Genomic DNA, 15,749 nt, shown 5'->3' with positions numbered 1-15,749 from the left:
CGGCGGCGTGGGTTGGTGAGTGGTGGCGGTCCGGAACATCTCGGTGCGTTCTCGGGTTAAGTTCGTCAGACGTCGCCTGCGCGCCCGACGCACGCAGCTCGCACGGCGTCATGCAGCCGCGCGGCGGTGCGGCGGTGGGCAGGATGCGGGCGGGCGGCGACGCCGGCCCGGCCGTGAGCGGCGACGTCGGCCAGGCTGCGAGCTGGGACGGCGGTCGCTCGCCGGTTCGACCGGGACACGCGGTCTCGCTGCGGCGGAGCGCGCTCGGGCGTGCCTACCTTTCCGCCCTTCCGATCGAGCAGGTGACCGGCACGCCTGATCTGCTCGACGCCCTGCGGCGGATCCGGGTGTCCGGTTTCGCCCACAACTCACGGCCGGTCGCGTCGCTGCCGCGGATGGTCGCCGTCCCGGTCCGCGGCGCCGACGGCTCCTGCGCCGGCGCGCTCGGCGCCGAGCTGATCCAGCCGGGGTCCGTCGACGAGGTGCGGCGCGTGGTCTCCGTGCTGCGGAGCGGCGTCTGATGGCGGCGTACGTCGTCCGGCGGTTGTTCTTCTCGCTCTTCGTCCTCTGGGGCGCCGTCACGATCATCTTCGTCGTCCTGCGGCTCGTCCCCGGCGACCCGGCGTACATCATGCTCGGGCCGGACGCCGACCAGGCGCAGGTGGCCGCGTTGCGCGCGCAGCTCGGGCTCGACCAGTCCCTGATCCAGCAGTACGCGACGTACCTGGCGAACGTCGTACACCTGGACTTCGGCGAGTCGTTCCGGCTGAACGCGGACTCGATGAGCCTTGTCCTGCAACGGGTCCCGGCCACCATCCAGCTCGCGACGACCGCGTTGCTGCTGTCGTTGCTGATCGGCCTTCCGCTCGGCGTGATTGCCGCGCTCCGCGCGCACAGCTGGGTGGACCGGTCGATCTCGGTGTTCTCGCTGATGGGGCAGTCGACGCCGTCGTTCTGGCTGGGGATCGTGCTGATCCTGGTGTTCGCCCGCGGGCTGAAGATGTTGCCGAGTGCGGGATCCGGGACGTGGGCGCACCTCGTGCTGCCGACGATCACGCTGGCGTTGCCGTTCCTGGCGATCCTGGTCCGGCTGACGCGCAGCGGGCTGCTCGAGGTGGTGCACGAGGGCTACGTGCAGACCGCGCGAGCGAAGGGGCTCGGCGAGGGGATCGTGGTCCTCGTGCACGCGTTGCGGAACGCGCTGATCCCGATCGTGACCGTCGTCGGGCTGCAGTTCGGCGCGCTGCTCGGCGGCACGGTGATCGTCGAGACGGTGTTCGCGTGGCCGGGCGTCGGCCGGTTGCTGATCGACTCGATCGGGCGCCGCGACTACGGCGTCGTGCAGGCCTCGATCTTGCTGGTGGCAACGATCTTCGTGGTGATCAATCTGCTCGTCGACCTCCTGTACGGCTTCTTGGACCCGCGGGTCCGTCTGGCGGGTGACTGACCTTGACTGTCGAGCTTTCCGTGCCGGCCCCGGTGGCCGTGCGCCGTCGTACCAGGGCCGGATCGGCCCGGATCCGGTTCGGGTTCGCGGTGATCGCGGTGTACGTCGTGGCTGCGGCGATCGGGCCGTGGCTGTTCCGGTACGACCCCGTCGGCACCCGCACCGCGGACCGGCTGAAACCGCCGTTCACGCGGCTGTCCGACGGGTCGTTCGCGATCTTCGGTACCGATCAGGTCGGGCAGGACCTGTTCGCGCAGATGTTGCAGGGGGCGAGGATCTCGATCGCGGTCGGGCTGGCCACGCTGGTGCTGGCCGGGACGATCGGCGTCACGATCGGTCTCGCCGCCGGGTACTTCGGCGGCTGGCTGGACGGCGTCCTGATGCGGCTGGCGGACATCCAGTTGGCGTTTCCGTCGATCCTGCTGGCGATCTTCATCGCCGCGCTGCTCGGCCCGTCGGTGGTGAACGTGGTGATCGTGCTCGCGGTGGCGAACTGGGTGACGTTCGCGCGGGTCGCCCGCGGTCAAGCGCTGGCGACGCGGCGGCGGGAGTTCGTCGACGCGTCCCGGACGCTCGGCGCCGGCACCTGGCGGCTGGTCACGCGGTGCGTCCTGCCGGCCTGTGTCGCGCCGGTGCTGGTCGTCGCGACGGTCGAGATCGGGCACGTGATCCTGGCCGAGGCGTCGCTGAGCTTCCTCGGTCTCGGGACCCCGGCCTCGACGCCCAGTTGGGGCGTGACGATCGCGAACGGCCGCAACTACCTGGCCGACGCGTGGTGGATCTCGACGATCCCGGGGATCGCGCTGGCCTTCCTGGTGATCTCGCTCGGCGTGCTCGGCGACGCGCTCCGGGACCGGTACGACCCGCGGCTGAGGAGTCTGTGATGACGTTGCTGAGTGTCCGCGACCTGCGGGTCGAGTTCGCCACGTCCGGCGGGGTGGTGACCGCGGTCGACGGTGCGTCGTTCGACGTCGATGCCGGTGAGACCGTTGCGCTGCTGGGGGAATCGGGCAGTGGGAAGAGTGTGACCGCCCAGGCCCTGCTGGGGATCGTGCCGAAACCGGCCGGGCGGGTGTGCGGCGGGTCGATCTCGTACGAGGGCCGCGACCTGCTGGCGCCCGGGGCGGCGAAAGGGCTGCGCGGGCGGGAGATCGCGATGGTCTTCCAGGACCCGTTGAGCTCGCTGAACCCGGTCTTCCGGGTGGGCGCGCAGATCGGCGAGATGTTCCGGCGGCATCGCGGGGCGTCCCGGCGCGAGGCCCGGGCGGCGGCGCTGGACCTGATGCAGCGGGTCGGGATCCCGGCCGCGTCGAAGCGGCTGGACGACTACCCGCACCAGTTCTCCGGCGGGATGCGGCAGCGGGTGATGATCGCGATGGCGCTCGCGCTGTCGCCGCGGCTGCTGATCGCGGACGAGCCGACGACCGCGCTCGACGTCACCGTGCAGGCGCAGATCATGCAACTCCTCGCCCGGTTGCAGTCCGAGGAAGGCATGTCTCTCGTCCTCATCACCCACGACCTCGGCGTGGTCGCCGACGTCGCCGACCGGGTGGTCCTGATGTACGCCGGCCGCGTGGTCGAGACGGGCCCGCTCCGCGAGGTCTACGAGCACAGCGCCCACCCGTACACGTCGGGCCTGATGGCGTCGGTCCCCGCCCTCGACGGGCCCCGCGACCGCCTGATCCCCATCCAGGGTTCCCCACCAGACCTCTTGTCCCTCCCCTCCGGCTGCTCCTTCCGCCCCCGCTGCCAGTACGCCGACGCCGTGTGCGCCGACGTCGAGCCCGACCTCCGCCAACTCCCCGGCCGTCCCACCCATCGCGCCGCCTGCCACCACCCGGAAGGAGCTCTCACCCATGCCCACTGAGTCTCCGTTGCTGTCCGTACGGGACCTGCAGACCTCCTTCCCGATGCGGTCCTCGGTGTTGCGGCGGACCGTCGGGCAGATCCAGGCCGTCGCCGGGGTGTCCTTCGACATCCCGGCCGGCGGGACGCTGGGGCTGGTGGGGGAGTCGGGGTCGGGGAAGTCGACCGTGGCACGGACCGTCCTCGGGCTGGAGAAGGCGCGGTCGGGAAGCGTCGTCTTCGACGGCGAGGAACTGACCTCGTTGCCCAAGGCATCCATGCGCCGGGTCCGTCGCCAGCTGCAGATGATCTTCCAGGACCCGTACGCGTCGCTCAACCCGCGCGCGACCGTCGAGCAGATCATCGCCGAGGCCTGGCAGATCCACCCCGACGTCGTGCCCCGGAACCGGCACCGCGCCGAGGTCCGCGACCTGCTCGAACGCGTCGGCCTCAACCCCGACCACGCCGAGCGGTACCCGCACCAGTTCTCCGGCGGCCAGCGGCAGCGGATCGGCATCGCCCGCGCGCTCGCCCTTCGCCCGAAGCTGGTGATCTGCGACGAGGCGGTCTCCGCGCTCGACGTCTCCGTCCAGGCCCAGGTCCTGAACCTGCTCGAGGACCTGCGCCGCGACCTCGGCCTCGCGTACCTGTTCATCGCCCACGACCTGTCCGTCGTCCGGCACATCTCGGACCGGGTCGCGGTGATGTACCTCGGGCGGATCGTCGAGACCGCGTCCCAGGACGAGTTGTTCACGCGCCCGCTGCACCCGTACACACAGGCGCTGCTGTCCGCCGTACCGGACCCGAAGCCGTGGGACAAACCCGCCCGCGAGCAGATCATCATCGGCGGCGACGTCCCGTCGCCCGCGGACCCGCCGTCCGGGTGCGGCTTCCGGACCCGCTGCTGGAAGGCCGAGGACCGCTGCGCGCACGACGTACCTGAGCTCACCACGCGGCTCGAGTCGCACCCCGCCGCCTGCCACTTCGCCACCGAACTCGCCGGAGCCGCCTCGTGACCGAACTAGTCCTCCTCCGGCACGGCGAATCGGTCTGGAACGCCGAGCACCGGTACCAGGGCCAGCAAGGCACCGGATTGAGCGCGCTCGGCCGGCAACAGGCGAAGCAGGCCGCGGAGTACCTGCGGTCGTTCGAGTTCGACGCGATCGTCGCGAGCGATCTCCAGCGGGTGCAAGAAACGCTCCAGCCGTACCTGGACACCCGCGACCACCTGCCGGTGCGCGTCGACAAGAGGTGGCGCGAGATCGACGTCGGCACCTGGGGCGGACGGACGTTCGCCGACGTGTACGCCGACGAGCCGGACGTCGTGGACGCCTTCGCCCGGGGCGAAGACGTGGCCCGCGGCGGCGGCGAGACCTTCGCGCAGCTGCGGGCACGGGTATGGGAGGCGGCAACGGAGCTCGCCGATCACGCAACCACGCTCGATGGTGCGCGAGGCGAGGTGGATGCGGACGCAGGGGCGCGGGTCGGCGGGCGTGGGCGGCGGGTGCTGGTGGTGACGCATGGCGGGCCGATCCGGGTCGCGGCCGCGTCGGCGCTGCAGCTGCAGCCAGGGGCCGAGATGTTGCTGGACCCGCCCGTGAACTGCTCTCTCACCATCCTGCGCCTCGACGGACTCGTGGCGTACAACCTGCCGACCGGGACGGACCGATGACCTTCACGTTCGTGGCGATGACCTACAACCTGTGGGCCGACTTCCACCTGGAGCAGCGCCGCGACGCGATCGCCGGCCTGTTCACGACCCGTCCGCCGGACCTGCTCGCCGTACAGGAGCTCCGGCCCGTCACCCGCAAGCTGCTCGACGACGTCCTGCCCGATCACGACCGCGTCGACGGGAGCGCGGGCTGGGAGACGCAGAGCAACCTGTGGTGGCGGCGTGACCTGTTCACGTACGTCGAGCACGGCGCCGAGGACGTCGGCATCCTGTCGCCCGACGCGCACCTGTTCTGGGTCCGGCTCCGCACGCCGGACGAAGCCGAGCTGGTCTTCAGTACGGCGCACCTCACCTGGCCCGGCCACCCGGACGAGCGGACCGACCACGTCAACCGCCGGATCGCCCAGGCCCGCGCGATCGGGGAGGCCCTCGAACGGCTGGCCGGCCAGAACGCCTGCCTGTTCACCGTCGACATCAACGACATCGGCCCACCGCAGTGGGAGCTCGGCAACGCCGGGTTCCTGGACAGCTTCACCGCCCTCGGCCGGCACTCACCGGTGACCCATCCGGTGGTGCCGACGGTCGCGACCGGTCCGATCGGGACCCGGTTGTCACCGCTCGCCTCACCCCCCAAGGCGATCGACTGGATCTTCGCCCGCGGCCCGCTCGCCGCCCGGTCCAGTGAGGTCGTCGACTTCTTCCACGACGGCCGCGCCCCCTCCGACCACCATCCGGTCGTCGCCACCTACACGCTTTGAGGAGAACCCCTGTGCTGAGGAAGCGATTCGCGGCGGCGCTCGGCGCCGTCGCCCTGGCCGCGGTGGCCGCCTGCTCGCCGGCCAGTGAGCCGAGCAGCGGCGAACAGGTCCTGCGGTACGCGCCGGCGATGTTCCCGGTGTCGCTGGACACCCACAAGTACGCCGGTGAGGAGGCCGTGCAGACCGCGATCCAGCAGATCATGGAGCCGCTGGTCCGCGTCGACGACGGCAAGATCGTGCCGGTCCTGGCCACGTCCTGGGAGAACCCGGACCCGACGACGTGGGTGTTCAAGCTCCGCTCCGGCGTGAAGTTCTCCGACGGTACGCCGTTCACCGCGAAGGACGTGGTCGCGTCGTACGAACGGCACAAGAAGCTCGACGGTCCGCTGGTACCGCTGTACTCGACGGTGACGTCGTTCGCGGCCACCGACGACCAGACCGTGACGGTGAAGACCAGCAAACCGCTCGGCACGGTGCTGAGCTCGCTGACGCTGCTGTTCATCGGGCCGGCGGCCAAGGTCGACACCGACGGGTTCTTCAACAAGCCGATCGGGACCGGGCCGTTCACGGTCAGCGCGTTCCAGCCCGACGAGAAGCTCGAGCTCGCCGCGAACCCGACGTACTGGGACGGCGCCCCGAAGCTGAACAAGCTGGAGTTCGTGAACATCCCGGAGGTCGCCGGGCGGATCACCGGGCTGGAGAACGGCGAGGTCGACGTGCTGACCCAGATCCCGCCGGACCAGGTCGGTTCGGTGAAGGGCAGCGAACAGATCACGTACTCGACCACGCCGAGCTGGACGTACTACTTCGACTGGTTCAACTCCAACCGCAAGCCGTTCACCGACAAGCGGGTCCGCCAGGCGATGTGGCACGCGCTCAACCTCGAAGGCACCGTGAAGGACCTGTTCGGCGATCTCGCGTCGGTCGCGCAGGCGCCGCTCGCCCAGGGCGTGATCGGCGCGCCGAAGCTGTCGCCGTACACCTACGACCCGGCGAAGGCGAAGCAGTTGCTGACCGAGGCCGGGTACCCGAACGGCTTCACCACCTCGATGCAGTGGCCACTCGAGGGCGGGCCGAACATCCGCGCGCTGGCGCAGGCCATGATCTCGGACTGGGCGAAGATCGGCGTCACGGTCAAGCCGCTGGAGAAGGAACGCGCGCAGTGGCTGGAGGACTTCGGCAAGCTCAACTGGGACATGAACCTGCAGACCAACGTGACCGGCACTGGTGACGCCGACTACACCCTGGCCCGCCTGTACGTGTGCACCGCGAAGCGCAACGGCTACTGCAACCCGGCCCTCGACAAGCTGCTCCTCGACGCCCGCTCGTCGGTCGACCAGACAGCCCGCCCGAAGCTCTACCAGCAGGCCGGCCAGACGATCTGGGACGACGCCGTCGGCATCTTCCCGGCCGAGCTCGCGTCCAACGCCGCCGTCCGCTCCCGCGTCCAGGGCTTCGTGATGCCGCCGAGCGGCCGCCCGCTGTTCGCGAAGGTGAGCGTCGCCGGTAGCTGATCCCGGACCGCCATCACTCACCAACTGCCTCCGCCCGTGCGAGCTCACGCTCCCGCGGGCGGAGTCGCGCGTCGGCCGGACGAGTTGGTGGGTGGTGGAGGTCCGCCCCGACCTTCCACCCAGATCGAACAGCTGCCCGATCACCGGCGCATCACGGAAGCTTGGTCACGGTTCCGGTCGTTGCCGTGGTGAGGGGTTGACGGGTCAGCAGGCCGCGGTCTAGCGTCCGGGAAATCGATTACTCGCCCGAATCGCGGAGGTGTTGTGTGCCGGACCTCGTGCGGATGACGGCGATCGGGAAGCGGTACGGCGGTGTGCGGGCCTGTCACGAGGTGGACTTCGTGCTCGGCTCCGGGGAGGTGCATGCGCTGCTCGGCGAGAACGGCGCCGGCAAGAGCACGTTGATGAAGATCCTGTCCGGCGACGTGACCGAGTACGACGGCAGCATCGCGATCAACGGCGCGCGGGTGCGGTTCGGCGGACCGACCGACGCGCAGGCCGCGGGGATCGCGATGATCCACCAGGAGCTCGACCTGGTCCCGGGCCTGTCGGTCGCGGACAACATCTTCCTCGGCCGCGAGCTGCGGACCGCGGTGCGCACGGTCGACCGGCGCCGGATGGAACGCGAGGCTCGCGAGCTGCTCGACCGTAGCGGCGTCAGCCTCGATCCGCGGCGGCCGGTCGGCGACCTGCGGGTCGGCGAGCAGCAGCTCGTCACGATCGCGAAGGCGATCTCGCTCGACGCCCGGGTGCTGATCATGGACGAGCCGACCTCGGCGCTCACCAGCTCCGAGGTCGAGCGGCTCTTCGATGTCATCCGCGAGCTCCGGCAGAGCGGCGTCGGCATCGTCTACATCTCGCACCGGATGGAGGAGATCTCCCGGGTCGCCGACCGCGCGACCGTGCTCCGCAACGGCAGCATCGTCACCAGTTTCGACCCGCGCGAGCTCAGTACCGCGGAGGTCGTCGAGGCGATGGTCGGCCGTCCGGTGCAGACCATGTTCACGACCCCCGACAGCGCCACCGGCGACGAACTGCTCCGCGTCGAGAACCTGAAGCTGAAGGCCCGCCGCCCGCGGCCCGGCCGCCGCGACCCCGACGGCATCTCGCTGACCGTCCGCGCCGGCGAGATCGTCGGCCTGGCCGGTCTGCTCGGCGCGGGCCGCACCGAACTGCTCGAGACCCTGTACGGCGTCGCGCCCGGCGGCACCCACACGGGCCGGATCCTCCTGCAGGGCAAGCCGATCCGCCCGCGCGGGCCGCGGCAGGCGCTGGCCCACGGCATCGGGTTCGTCCCGGAGGACCGGCGGACGTCGGGGCTCGTGCTGTTCCACTCGATCCTGGCCAACACGGTCGTCTCGAGCCTCCCGGCGTACGGCCGGCTCGGGGTGATCGCGCGCCGCCGGGAGCGGGCCGCGTCGGTGCGGATGGCCGACCGGCTGCGGCTGAAGTTCGGGCGGCTGCAGGACGACGTCGGCACGTTGTCCGGCGGCAACCAGCAGAAGGTCGTGTTCGGGCGGATGCTGCTCACCGAGCCCAAGCTGCTGCTCCTCGACGAGCCCACGCGCGGCGTCGACGTCGGCGCGAAGGCCGAGATCTACCGGCTGCTGGGCGAACTCGCGGCGCAGGGGCTCGGCGTACTGCTCGCCTCGTCCGAGCTGCCGGAACTGGTCGGCGTCTGCGATCGCGTCGTCGTGCTGCGGGACGGCCGCGACGTCGCCTCGTTCAGTACGGCGGACTCGGGCGAAGGCGATCTGCTCGCCGCCGCGATGGGACAAATCGAGGTCGGAGGAATGCCATGACCGACGTACAGGACCGAACCGTCGCGCCTGGGCAGGACGGGCCGGTGGAGCAGCGCAGCCTGGCCGCCACGCTCTTCCGGTTCCAGAGTGTCTTCGGGCTGATCGCGGTCTTCGTCGCGGCGATCATCTTCTCGCCGCGCAAGAACGGCGAGATCCTGTTCGTCAGCGCCGACAACCTGGCGAACGTGGTCCGCGCCGTGTCCGAGATCGGCATCATCGCGGTCGGCATGACGTTCGTGATCCTGATCGGCGGGATCGACCTGTCGGTCGGCGCGGTCCTCGGGCTCGCCGCGGTCGGGTCCGCCGTCCTGATGGTCGAGAACGACTGGGGCTTCCTGCCGTCGGTCGTGCTCGTGCTCGCGATCGGCCTGGTGTTCGGCGCCCTGCAAGGCGCCGCGACCGCGATGATCGGGATCCAGTCGTTCATCGTCACCCTCGCCGGCCTGCAGATAGCCCGCGGTCTGGCCCGGATCTGGTCCGGCGGGCAGGGCGTCGCGATCGCGTACGGCGACGGCCCCAAGGAGGCGCCGGCATCGTTCGCACTGCTCGGCGAACGCACCTTCGGCGGGCTGGTGCCGATCCCGGTGATCATCTTCGCGGTGGTCGCGATCGCCGCCGTGGTGTTCCTCCGGGTCAGCGCGTTCTCCCGGCACCTGTACGCCGTCGGCGGCAACGAGAAGGCCGCGCGGCTGTCCGGCGTACCGGTCGTCCGGGTGAAGATCGCGGTGTTCGCGATCTGCGGGTTGCTCGCCTCGCTGGCCGGCATCGTGCACGCCGTCCAGCTCAACCAGGGCAGCCCGAACGACGGCATCGGCTACGAGTTGGACGCGATCGCCGCGGTGGTGATCGGCGGCACCAGCCTGGCGGGCGGCCGTGGTTCGGTGGCCGGAACGGTGGCGGGCGCGCTGCTGCTCGGCGTCCTGAACAACATCCTTGCCCTGAACAACATCGACTCCAACATCCAGCTCCTGATCAAGGGACTGGTGATCGTTGCCGCCGCCGCGCTGCAGCGACTCCGCCCCGCCTCGTGAGGAAGGTTCCGTCATGCGTTCTGTGAAGATTCCGTTGGCAGCAGCGGCAGTCGCTGCACTCGTGCTGGCCGGCTGTGGGACCACCAGTGAACGGACCTCGGGCGCCGCGTCGCCGGGCTCGTCAACGTCCTGCAAGGGAGCCGACGGCAAGTACACGATCGGGATGAGCCAGGCCAACGTGGCCGAGCCGTACCGGCAGCGGATGGACGACGACATCAGGGCGGCGGCCAAGGAGGTGCCGCAGTTCGACGTGAAGTTCGCGGACGCGGCGCAGGACAACGCCAAGCAGGTCGCGGACGTGGAGAACTACATCACCCAGCAGATCGACCTGCTGATCATCAGCCCGAACGAGGCGAAGCCGCTGACCGCCGTCGTGAAGAAGGCCTACGACAAGGGCATCCCGGTGATCGTGCTGGACCGCAAGGTCGAGGGCGACGCGTACACCGGGTTCATCGGCGGCGACAACGTGCAGATCGGGCGCGAGGCCGGGAAGTACATCGCCGAGAAGCTGCTGCCGCAGGGCGGCAACGTCGTGGAGCTGAAGGGTCTGGCCGGCGCGACACCGCAGGCCGAGCGGCACGAGGGGTTCGTCGAGGGCATCAAGGGCAACCTGAAGGTCAAGGTGATCGCCGCCGCGAGCGGTGACTGGCTGCGGGAGAAGGGCCAGGCGCAGATGGACGCGCTGCTGAAGGCGAACCCGAAGATCGACGTCGTCTACTCGCACAACGACCCGATGGCCGAGGGCGCGTACCTGGCCGCGAAGGCGGTCGGCCGGGAGAAGGAGATGAAGTTCACCGGCATCGACGCGCTGCCGATCCCGTCCGGCGGCATCAAGGCCGTCGAGCAGGGCCGGCTGTCCGCCACCTTCACCTACCCGACCAACGGCAAGGAAGCCGTCGCCGCCGCCAAGAAGCTCCTCGTCGACTGCGGCACCATCGAGAAGTCCCAGATCCTCCCGACCCGCCTGATCGACCCCACCAACGCGGCCCAGATCTACGCCGAGGAAAACCCGACGGGCTGACGGAGCCCCCGCCCGTGGTCCGTTTGAGGGGTTCACCTCTCAACTGGCCCCTTCACCACGCGCATGCAGCGGGTGAAGGGGCAACGGGCGAGGTGAACCTCTCAAACGGACGGTGGTCGGGCGCTGGTCGGGCGGGGTCAGGGGCGGCGGGAGCTGGCGCGGGGGATCAGGCGGGCGCCGAGGGTGGTGGCGGTGGCGGGGCGGGTGGTGTCGGCGATGCGTGCCAGGAGGAGGCGGGCGGCGACGGTGCCGATCTCGTACGCCGGTTGCGCGACGACCGTCAGCGGCGGGTCGACGAGTGCCGTCCACGGCGCGTCGTCGAACGTGACCAGCCCGACGTCGCGTCCCGCCCGCACACCGCGCTCCTGGATGGCCTGCAGTACGCCGACCGCCATCGCGCTGTTCGCAACGAGCAGGGCGTCTGGCGGCTCCGGCTGTGCGAGCAGGTCGAGCGCGGCGCGGTGCGCACCGGCGGCCTTGTACTCGCAGCGCCTGACGAGTTTCGTCGTCCGGCGCCGCCGCGCGGCCTTCAGCGCCTCGCGGTATCCGGCGAGCCGGTCGTCCGCCGTACGGACGCCGGCCGGTCCGGCGATGCACCCGATCCATTCGTAGCCCTGGGCAACCAAATGCGCCGTCGCCTCGCGGGCCGCGAGCCGGGTGTCGACGAGCACGACGTCGCTGTCCTGTCCGGGCAGCGGCCGGTCCACCGCGACGTACGCCGTACCTCGCGCGGCGAGTTTCGCGACCGAGGACGCCGGGCCGCTCGGGGACAGGATGACGCCCGCGACCCGTTCCTGGATGGCGATGTCGACGTAGCGGCTCTCCTTGTCCGCGCTCTCGTCGGAGTTGCACAGCACGACCGAGTACCCGACCTCGTGCGCCACGTCCTCCACCCCGCGGGCGATCGCGGTGAAGAACGGGTTCTCCACGTCGGAGATGATCAGCGCGACCACCGCGGCCTCCTGGCGGCGCAGGTTCCGCGCGGGGCCGTTCGGCTGGTAGCCGAGCTCGTCGGCGGCCCGCCGTACCCGTGCCGCGAGGTCCGGGTCGACCGTCGGCTTGCCGTTGAGGGCCCGGGAGACGGTCGCCGTCGACACCCCGGCCCGTGCGGCCACGTCGCTGACAGTCGGCACTCTGGCTCCCTTCCTGACCGACCAGTATGCCGGGCGAGTAATGGATTACCCAGAGGTGTGCCGTGCACTTAACGTACGTAACCTCGGAGCATGACCAGTGACGTGAGAGGATCACCCGCGTGACTGCCTTGCCGAGTGTTTCGTACTCCATCACCGTTCGCCTCGAGGTGCCCGCCGGCGGCTCGACGGTGAGCAAGCTGACGACCGCGGTCGAGCAGGCCGGCGGTCTGGTCACCGCGCTCGACGTGACCGCGTCCGGCCACGAGCGGCTGCGGATCGACGTCACCTGCGCGGCGGCCGACACCGAGCACGCGGGCCGCCTGGTCGAGGCGATGCGCGCCGTACCGGGCGTCGAGATCGCCCGGGTCTCGGACCGGACCTTCCTGATGCACCTCGGCGGCAAGATCTCGATGGAGGCCAAGCACCCGATCCGCAACCGTGACGACCTGTCGATGATCTACACGCCGGGTGTCGCGCGGGTCTGCCTGGCGATCGCGAACAACCCCGACGACGCGCGCCGGCTGACCATCAAGCGCAACAGCGTCGCGGTCGTCACCGACGGTTCGGCCGTCCTCGGCCTGGGCAACATCGGCCCGAAGGCCGCGCTGCCGGTGATGGAGGGCAAGGCCGCGCTGTTCAAGCGGTTCGCCGGGATCGACGCCTGGCCGCTGTGCCTGGACACCCAGGACCCGGACGAGATCGTCTCGATCGTCAAGGCGATCGCGCCGGGCTTCGCCGGGATCAACCTCGAGGACATCTCCGCGCCGCGCTGCTTCGAGATCGAGGCCCGGCTGCGTGAGGAGCTCGACATCCCGGTCTTCCACGACGACCAGCACGGTACGGCGGTGGTCGTCGTCGGCGCGCTGTACAACGCGCTTCGCGTGGTGGGCAAGGACATCAGCAACGTGCGGGTCGTGCTGTCCGGCGCGGGCGCCGCCGGTACGGCGATCCTGAAGCTGCTGCTCGCGGCCGGCGTGAAGGACACCTGTGTCGCCGACATCGGCGGCGTCATCCACCCGGAGCGCGACGGGCTGTCGCCGGAGCTGCGCTGGATCGCGGAGAACACCAACGCCGCCAAGTACAGCGGCGACCTGAAGGGTGCGCTGGCCGGCGCGGACGTGTTCATCGGCGTCTCCGCGCCGAACATCCTGACCGGCGCCGACATCGCCACCATGAACGAGGACGCCATCGTGTTCGCGCTGGCGAACCCGGTGCCCGAGGTCGACCCGGCCGAGGCCGGTGAGCACGCCGCCGTGGTCGCGACCGGCCGCAGTGACTACCCGAACCAGATCAACAACGTGCTGGTCTTCCCGGGGGTCTTCCGCGGTCTGCTCGACGCGCAGTCGTCCAAGGTGTCGGTCGACATGGAGCTGGCCGCCGCGCGCGCCTTGGCCGGCGTGGTGACCGACGACGAGCTGAACGCCAGCTACATCGTGCCGAGCGTCTTCCACCCGGAGGTGCACACGATGGTGGCCCACGCCGTTCGTGAGGCGGCCGGCGGCAAGGCTCCGGCGCACGAGAGCTACCCGGACGACGCTCCCGCGCTGTGAGTACGGTGGACAGGTGACTTCTACGCTGACGGGGCCGGCCACCGGGTCGCGGGTACGGGTCTGGGCCTGGCGGATCGCCTTTGTGGCGGCGGTAGCACTGCAGCTGTACGGCGTCTACGCGCCGCGCGAGGCCGGTCCGCACGTCGGGTTGCCGCAGGTGGACAAGATCGCGCACTGCTTCCTGTTCGCGGCGGTGGGGTTCACCGGTCTCAAGGTCGGTGTGCCGGCGCGCTGGCTGCTCGGAGCTCTCGTCGCGAACGCGGTGGTCAGCGAGCTGGTGCAGCACTGGCTGCTGCCGCAGCGCGACGGCGACCCGTTCGACGCCTTGGCCGACCTGGCCGGGGTCGCGCTGGGCGCTTGGCTGGGGTCACGGGCGACCCGTCGTACGCCATGATGGAGGTATGACGGTCTCGACCCTGACCGGTTCGCTGCTGGTGGCGACCCCGTTGCTCGACGAGCCGCCCTTCCGCCGGTCGGTGATCCTGCTGCTGGATCACGACGACGACGGCGCACTCGGGGTGGTGGTGAACCGCGCCGCCGACCTGTCCGTGGACCAGGTGCTGCCGAACTGGTCGTCCGCGGTCGACGAGCCCGGCGTGCTGTTCATGGGCGGCCCCGTCGGCACCGACAGTGCACTCGCGGTCGCAGAGGTCATCGACACCACCGACCCGCCCGGCTGGCGGGAGTGCTACGGCCGGATCGGGCTGATCGACCTCGACGTACCACCGGCGCTGCTGGAGGGCGCGATCACCCGGATGCGCATCTTCGCCGGCTACGCCGGCTGGTCCAGCGGCCAGCTCGAGGGCGAGATCGCCGAGGGCGCCTGGTACGTCGTCGAATCCCACCCCGAGGACGTCTTCGGCCACGACCCCGACACCCTCTGGCGCCGGGTCCTCCGCCGCCAGAAAGACCAGATGGCCTACCTGGCCACCTACCCCGACGACCCCACGCTCAACTAACCCCTTCCGGGGGACTACTCGTCGCCGCCCTGGTCGTCGTCGCCGGGGTTGAGGGAGTCCCAGATCTCCTTGCACTCCGGGCAGACCGGGAAGCGCTGCGGGTCGCGGCTCGGGACCCAGACCTTGCCGCAGAGGGCGACGACGGGGGTGCCCATCACCATCGCCTCGGTCAGCTTGTCCTTCGGCACGTAGTGCGAGAACCGCTCGTGATCGCCAGGCTCGGCCGGCGACGTCTGCGTCCGCTCGTCGACAACCGTCTCCGCGCCGGGGGTCAGCTGTGTGCTCATACCCCCGAGTGTAGGACGCATCACCAGCAGACCAGGAACTTTTCCACAGCTCGGGGAATCCCGGGGAATCCACGGGCAGATCGCGGCACCTTCTCTGCCGTGACCGACCAGAGGAGGCAGTATGAGTCTCGTGGAACCCATCCCGACCCAACCAGCGGTGCCCTGGCAGCCCTTCGGACCGCTGACAAGGGCCGATCTCGCTCGGATGCCCGATGATGGGCACCGGTACGAGCTCATCGACGGGGTGTTGCTCGTGACCCCGGCCCCGGCCATCCGGCACCAGATCATCGCCAGCAACCTCAACGACATCCTCAAGCAGGCCTGTCCGGCCGAGCTGCTGGTGCTGTTCGCGCCGGTCGACGTGGTCCTGGCCACGGACACCGTGCTGCAACCGGATCTGGTAGTTGCTGCGCGCGAGGACTTCGGCGAGCACGATCTGCCGGTCGCACCCTTGCTGGCGGTCGAGGTGTTGTCGCCGAGCACGCGGCGCTTCGACCTGATGGTGAAGTTCTCGCGGCTCGAGGCGGCCGGTTGTCAGGCCTACTGGGTGGTGGATCCCGACACGCCGAGCCTGATCGCCTGGGAACTGCAGGACGGCGCATTTGTGCAGGTCGCGAAGGTGACCGGCGATGAAGCGGCGCGGCTGACGAGTCCGTACGACGTGACGGTGGTGCCTGCCGATCTGATCTCGTAACGGATCTCGGGTAACCTTCCTGCCCGGCACACTGTC

General features: G+C 70.2%; 17 protein-coding genes. 15 read left to right on the top strand and 2 right to left on the bottom strand.

Features of this window, described 5'->3' with window-relative positions; genetic code table 11:
* The first annotated feature begins 134 nt into the window (after nucleotides 1-134).
* The 11 genes from ACWEOO_RS04165 to ACWEOO_RS04115 all read left to right on the top strand — a co-directional run bounded on the left by ACWEOO_RS04165 (nucleotide 135) and on the right by ACWEOO_RS04115 (nucleotide 11,090).
* Nucleotides 135-521, top strand: a complete 387-nt coding sequence (locus ACWEOO_RS04165; RefSeq protein WP_452141703.1) for a hypothetical protein — start codon at nucleotides 135-137, stop codon at nucleotides 519-521.
* Complete coding sequence (gene nikB / locus ACWEOO_RS04160; RefSeq protein WP_359936613.1) at nucleotides 521-1,447, top strand: nickel ABC transporter permease; 927 nt, start codon at nucleotides 521-523, stop codon at nucleotides 1,445-1,447. The genes ACWEOO_RS04165 and nikB overlap by 1 nt, the downstream gene beginning before the upstream one ends.
* A 2-nt stretch (nucleotides 1,448-1,449) precedes the next feature.
* A complete protein-coding gene (locus tag ACWEOO_RS04155) occupies nucleotides 1,450-2,331 on the top strand; it encodes an ABC transporter permease (protein WP_363711375.1) in 882 nt (293 codons plus the stop codon).
* Nucleotides 2,331-3,314 (top strand): ABC transporter ATP-binding protein, encoded by a 984-nt coding sequence (locus tag ACWEOO_RS04150; RefSeq protein WP_452141702.1) that lies wholly within the window; start codon nucleotides 2,331-2,333, stop codon nucleotides 3,312-3,314. Before ACWEOO_RS04155 ends, ACWEOO_RS04150 begins: the two co-directional genes overlap by 1 nt.
* Entirely contained in the window at nucleotides 3,304-4,308 is a 1,005-nt protein-coding gene (locus ACWEOO_RS04145; protein ID WP_452141701.1) for an ABC transporter ATP-binding protein, read from the top strand. The genes ACWEOO_RS04150 and ACWEOO_RS04145 overlap by 11 nt, the downstream gene beginning before the upstream one ends.
* Nucleotides 4,305-4,964, top strand: coding sequence for a histidine phosphatase family protein (locus ACWEOO_RS04140; protein ID WP_452141700.1), 660 nt, complete (start codon nucleotides 4,305-4,307; stop codon nucleotides 4,962-4,964). Before ACWEOO_RS04145 ends, ACWEOO_RS04140 begins: the two co-directional genes overlap by 4 nt.
* On the top strand, nucleotides 4,961-5,722 hold the full coding sequence (locus ACWEOO_RS04135; protein WP_452141699.1) for a hypothetical protein: 762 nt from the start codon (nucleotides 4,961-4,963) through the stop codon (nucleotides 5,720-5,722). Before ACWEOO_RS04140 ends, ACWEOO_RS04135 begins: the two co-directional genes overlap by 4 nt.
* Nucleotides 5,723-5,733: 11 nt before the next feature.
* The gene (locus ACWEOO_RS04130; RefSeq protein WP_452141698.1) at nucleotides 5,734-7,236 is read left to right on the top strand and encodes an ABC transporter substrate-binding protein; all 1,503 of its coding nucleotides are present in this window, start codon (nucleotides 5,734-5,736) and stop codon (nucleotides 7,234-7,236) included.
* A 266-nt stretch (nucleotides 7,237-7,502) separates the two neighbouring features.
* Nucleotides 7,503-9,038, top strand: a complete 1,536-nt coding sequence (locus ACWEOO_RS04125; RefSeq protein WP_452141697.1) for a sugar ABC transporter ATP-binding protein — start codon at nucleotides 7,503-7,505, stop codon at nucleotides 9,036-9,038.
* The gene (locus ACWEOO_RS04120) at nucleotides 9,035-10,069 is read left to right on the top strand and encodes an ABC transporter permease (RefSeq protein ID WP_363711389.1); all 1,035 of its coding nucleotides are present in this window, start codon (nucleotides 9,035-9,037) and stop codon (nucleotides 10,067-10,069) included. The genes ACWEOO_RS04125 and ACWEOO_RS04120 overlap by 4 nt, the downstream gene beginning before the upstream one ends.
* A gap of 13 nt (nucleotides 10,070-10,082) precedes the next feature.
* Nucleotides 10,083-11,090: a substrate-binding domain-containing protein gene (locus ACWEOO_RS04115; RefSeq protein ID WP_452141696.1), complete on the top strand. Its 1,008-nt coding sequence runs from the start codon at nucleotides 10,083-10,085 to the stop codon at nucleotides 11,088-11,090.
* Nucleotides 11,091-11,227: 137 nt separating this feature from the next.
* On the opposite strand, the gene ACWEOO_RS04110 is transcribed toward ACWEOO_RS04115, so the two are convergent.
* Nucleotides 11,228-12,223 (bottom strand): LacI family DNA-binding transcriptional regulator, encoded by a 996-nt coding sequence (locus ACWEOO_RS04110; RefSeq protein WP_452141695.1) that lies wholly within the window; start codon nucleotides 12,221-12,223, stop codon nucleotides 11,228-11,230.
* A 119-nt stretch (nucleotides 12,224-12,342) separates the two neighbouring features.
* Here ACWEOO_RS04110 and ACWEOO_RS04105 point away from each other — a divergent pair, with 119 nt between their 5' ends.
* Genes ACWEOO_RS04105 through ACWEOO_RS04095 form a run of 3 tightly spaced genes read left to right on the top strand, consistent with a single transcriptional unit; the run spans nucleotide 12,343 to nucleotide 14,732 of the window.
* Nucleotides 12,343-13,773, top strand: coding sequence for an NAD-dependent malic enzyme (locus tag ACWEOO_RS04105; RefSeq protein WP_355697123.1), 1,431 nt, complete (start codon nucleotides 12,343-12,345; stop codon nucleotides 13,771-13,773).
* Between the two features lie 13 nt (nucleotides 13,774-13,786).
* Nucleotides 13,787-14,167 (top strand): VanZ family protein, encoded by a 381-nt coding sequence (locus ACWEOO_RS04100; protein ID WP_452141694.1) that lies wholly within the window; start codon nucleotides 13,787-13,789, stop codon nucleotides 14,165-14,167.
* 7 nt (nucleotides 14,168-14,174) lie between these two features.
* The gene (locus ACWEOO_RS04095; protein ID WP_452141693.1) at nucleotides 14,175-14,732 is read left to right on the top strand and encodes a YqgE/AlgH family protein; all 558 of its coding nucleotides are present in this window, start codon (nucleotides 14,175-14,177) and stop codon (nucleotides 14,730-14,732) included.
* A gap of 14 nt (nucleotides 14,733-14,746) precedes the next feature.
* Here the strand turns inward: ACWEOO_RS04095 and ACWEOO_RS04090 are convergent, their stop codons facing one another.
* Nucleotides 14,747-15,019 (bottom strand): DUF3039 domain-containing protein, encoded by a 273-nt coding sequence (locus ACWEOO_RS04090; protein WP_355472882.1) that lies wholly within the window; start codon nucleotides 15,017-15,019, stop codon nucleotides 14,747-14,749.
* A gap of 121 nt (nucleotides 15,020-15,140) precedes the next feature.
* Here ACWEOO_RS04090 and ACWEOO_RS04085 point away from each other — a divergent pair, with 121 nt between their 5' ends.
* Nucleotides 15,141-15,713: a Uma2 family endonuclease gene (locus ACWEOO_RS04085; protein ID WP_452141692.1), complete on the top strand. Its 573-nt coding sequence runs from the start codon at nucleotides 15,141-15,143 to the stop codon at nucleotides 15,711-15,713.
* Nucleotides 15,714-15,749: the final 36 nt, after the last annotated feature.

Source organism: Kribbella sp. NPDC004138 (assembly GCF_053603655.1).
This window is presented reverse-complemented; position numbering and strand designations above follow the sequence as displayed.

Bases quoted from the DNA above. Each gene is read 5' to 3' on its own strand.
- nikB (WP_359936613.1), top strand. From the start codon at position 521: ATGGCGGCGTACGTCGTCCGGCGGTTGTTCTTCTCGCTCTTCGTCCTC.
- ACWEOO_RS04150 (WP_452141702.1), top strand. From the start codon at position 2,331: ATGACGTTGCTGAGTGTCCGCGACCTGCGGGTCGAGTTCGCCACGTCC.
- ACWEOO_RS04145 (WP_452141701.1), top strand. From the start codon at position 3,304: ATGCCCACTGAGTCTCCGTTGCTGTCCGTACGGGACCTGCAGACCTCC.
- ACWEOO_RS04135 (WP_452141699.1), top strand. From the start codon at position 4,961: ATGACCTTCACGTTCGTGGCGATGACCTACAACCTGTGGGCCGACTTC.
- ACWEOO_RS04120 (WP_363711389.1), top strand. From the start codon at position 9,035: ATGACCGACGTACAGGACCGAACCGTCGCGCCTGGGCAGGACGGGCCG.
- ACWEOO_RS04115 (WP_452141696.1), top strand. From the start codon at position 10,083: ATGCGTTCTGTGAAGATTCCGTTGGCAGCAGCGGCAGTCGCTGCACTC.
- ACWEOO_RS04095 (WP_452141693.1), top strand. From the start codon at position 14,175: ATGACGGTCTCGACCCTGACCGGTTCGCTGCTGGTGGCGACCCCGTTG.
- ACWEOO_RS04090 (WP_355472882.1), bottom strand. From the start codon at position 15,019: ATGAGCACACAGCTGACCCCCGGCGCGGAGACGGTTGTCGACGAGCGG.
- ACWEOO_RS04085 (WP_452141692.1), top strand. From the start codon at position 15,141: ATGAGTCTCGTGGAACCCATCCCGACCCAACCAGCGGTGCCCTGGCAG.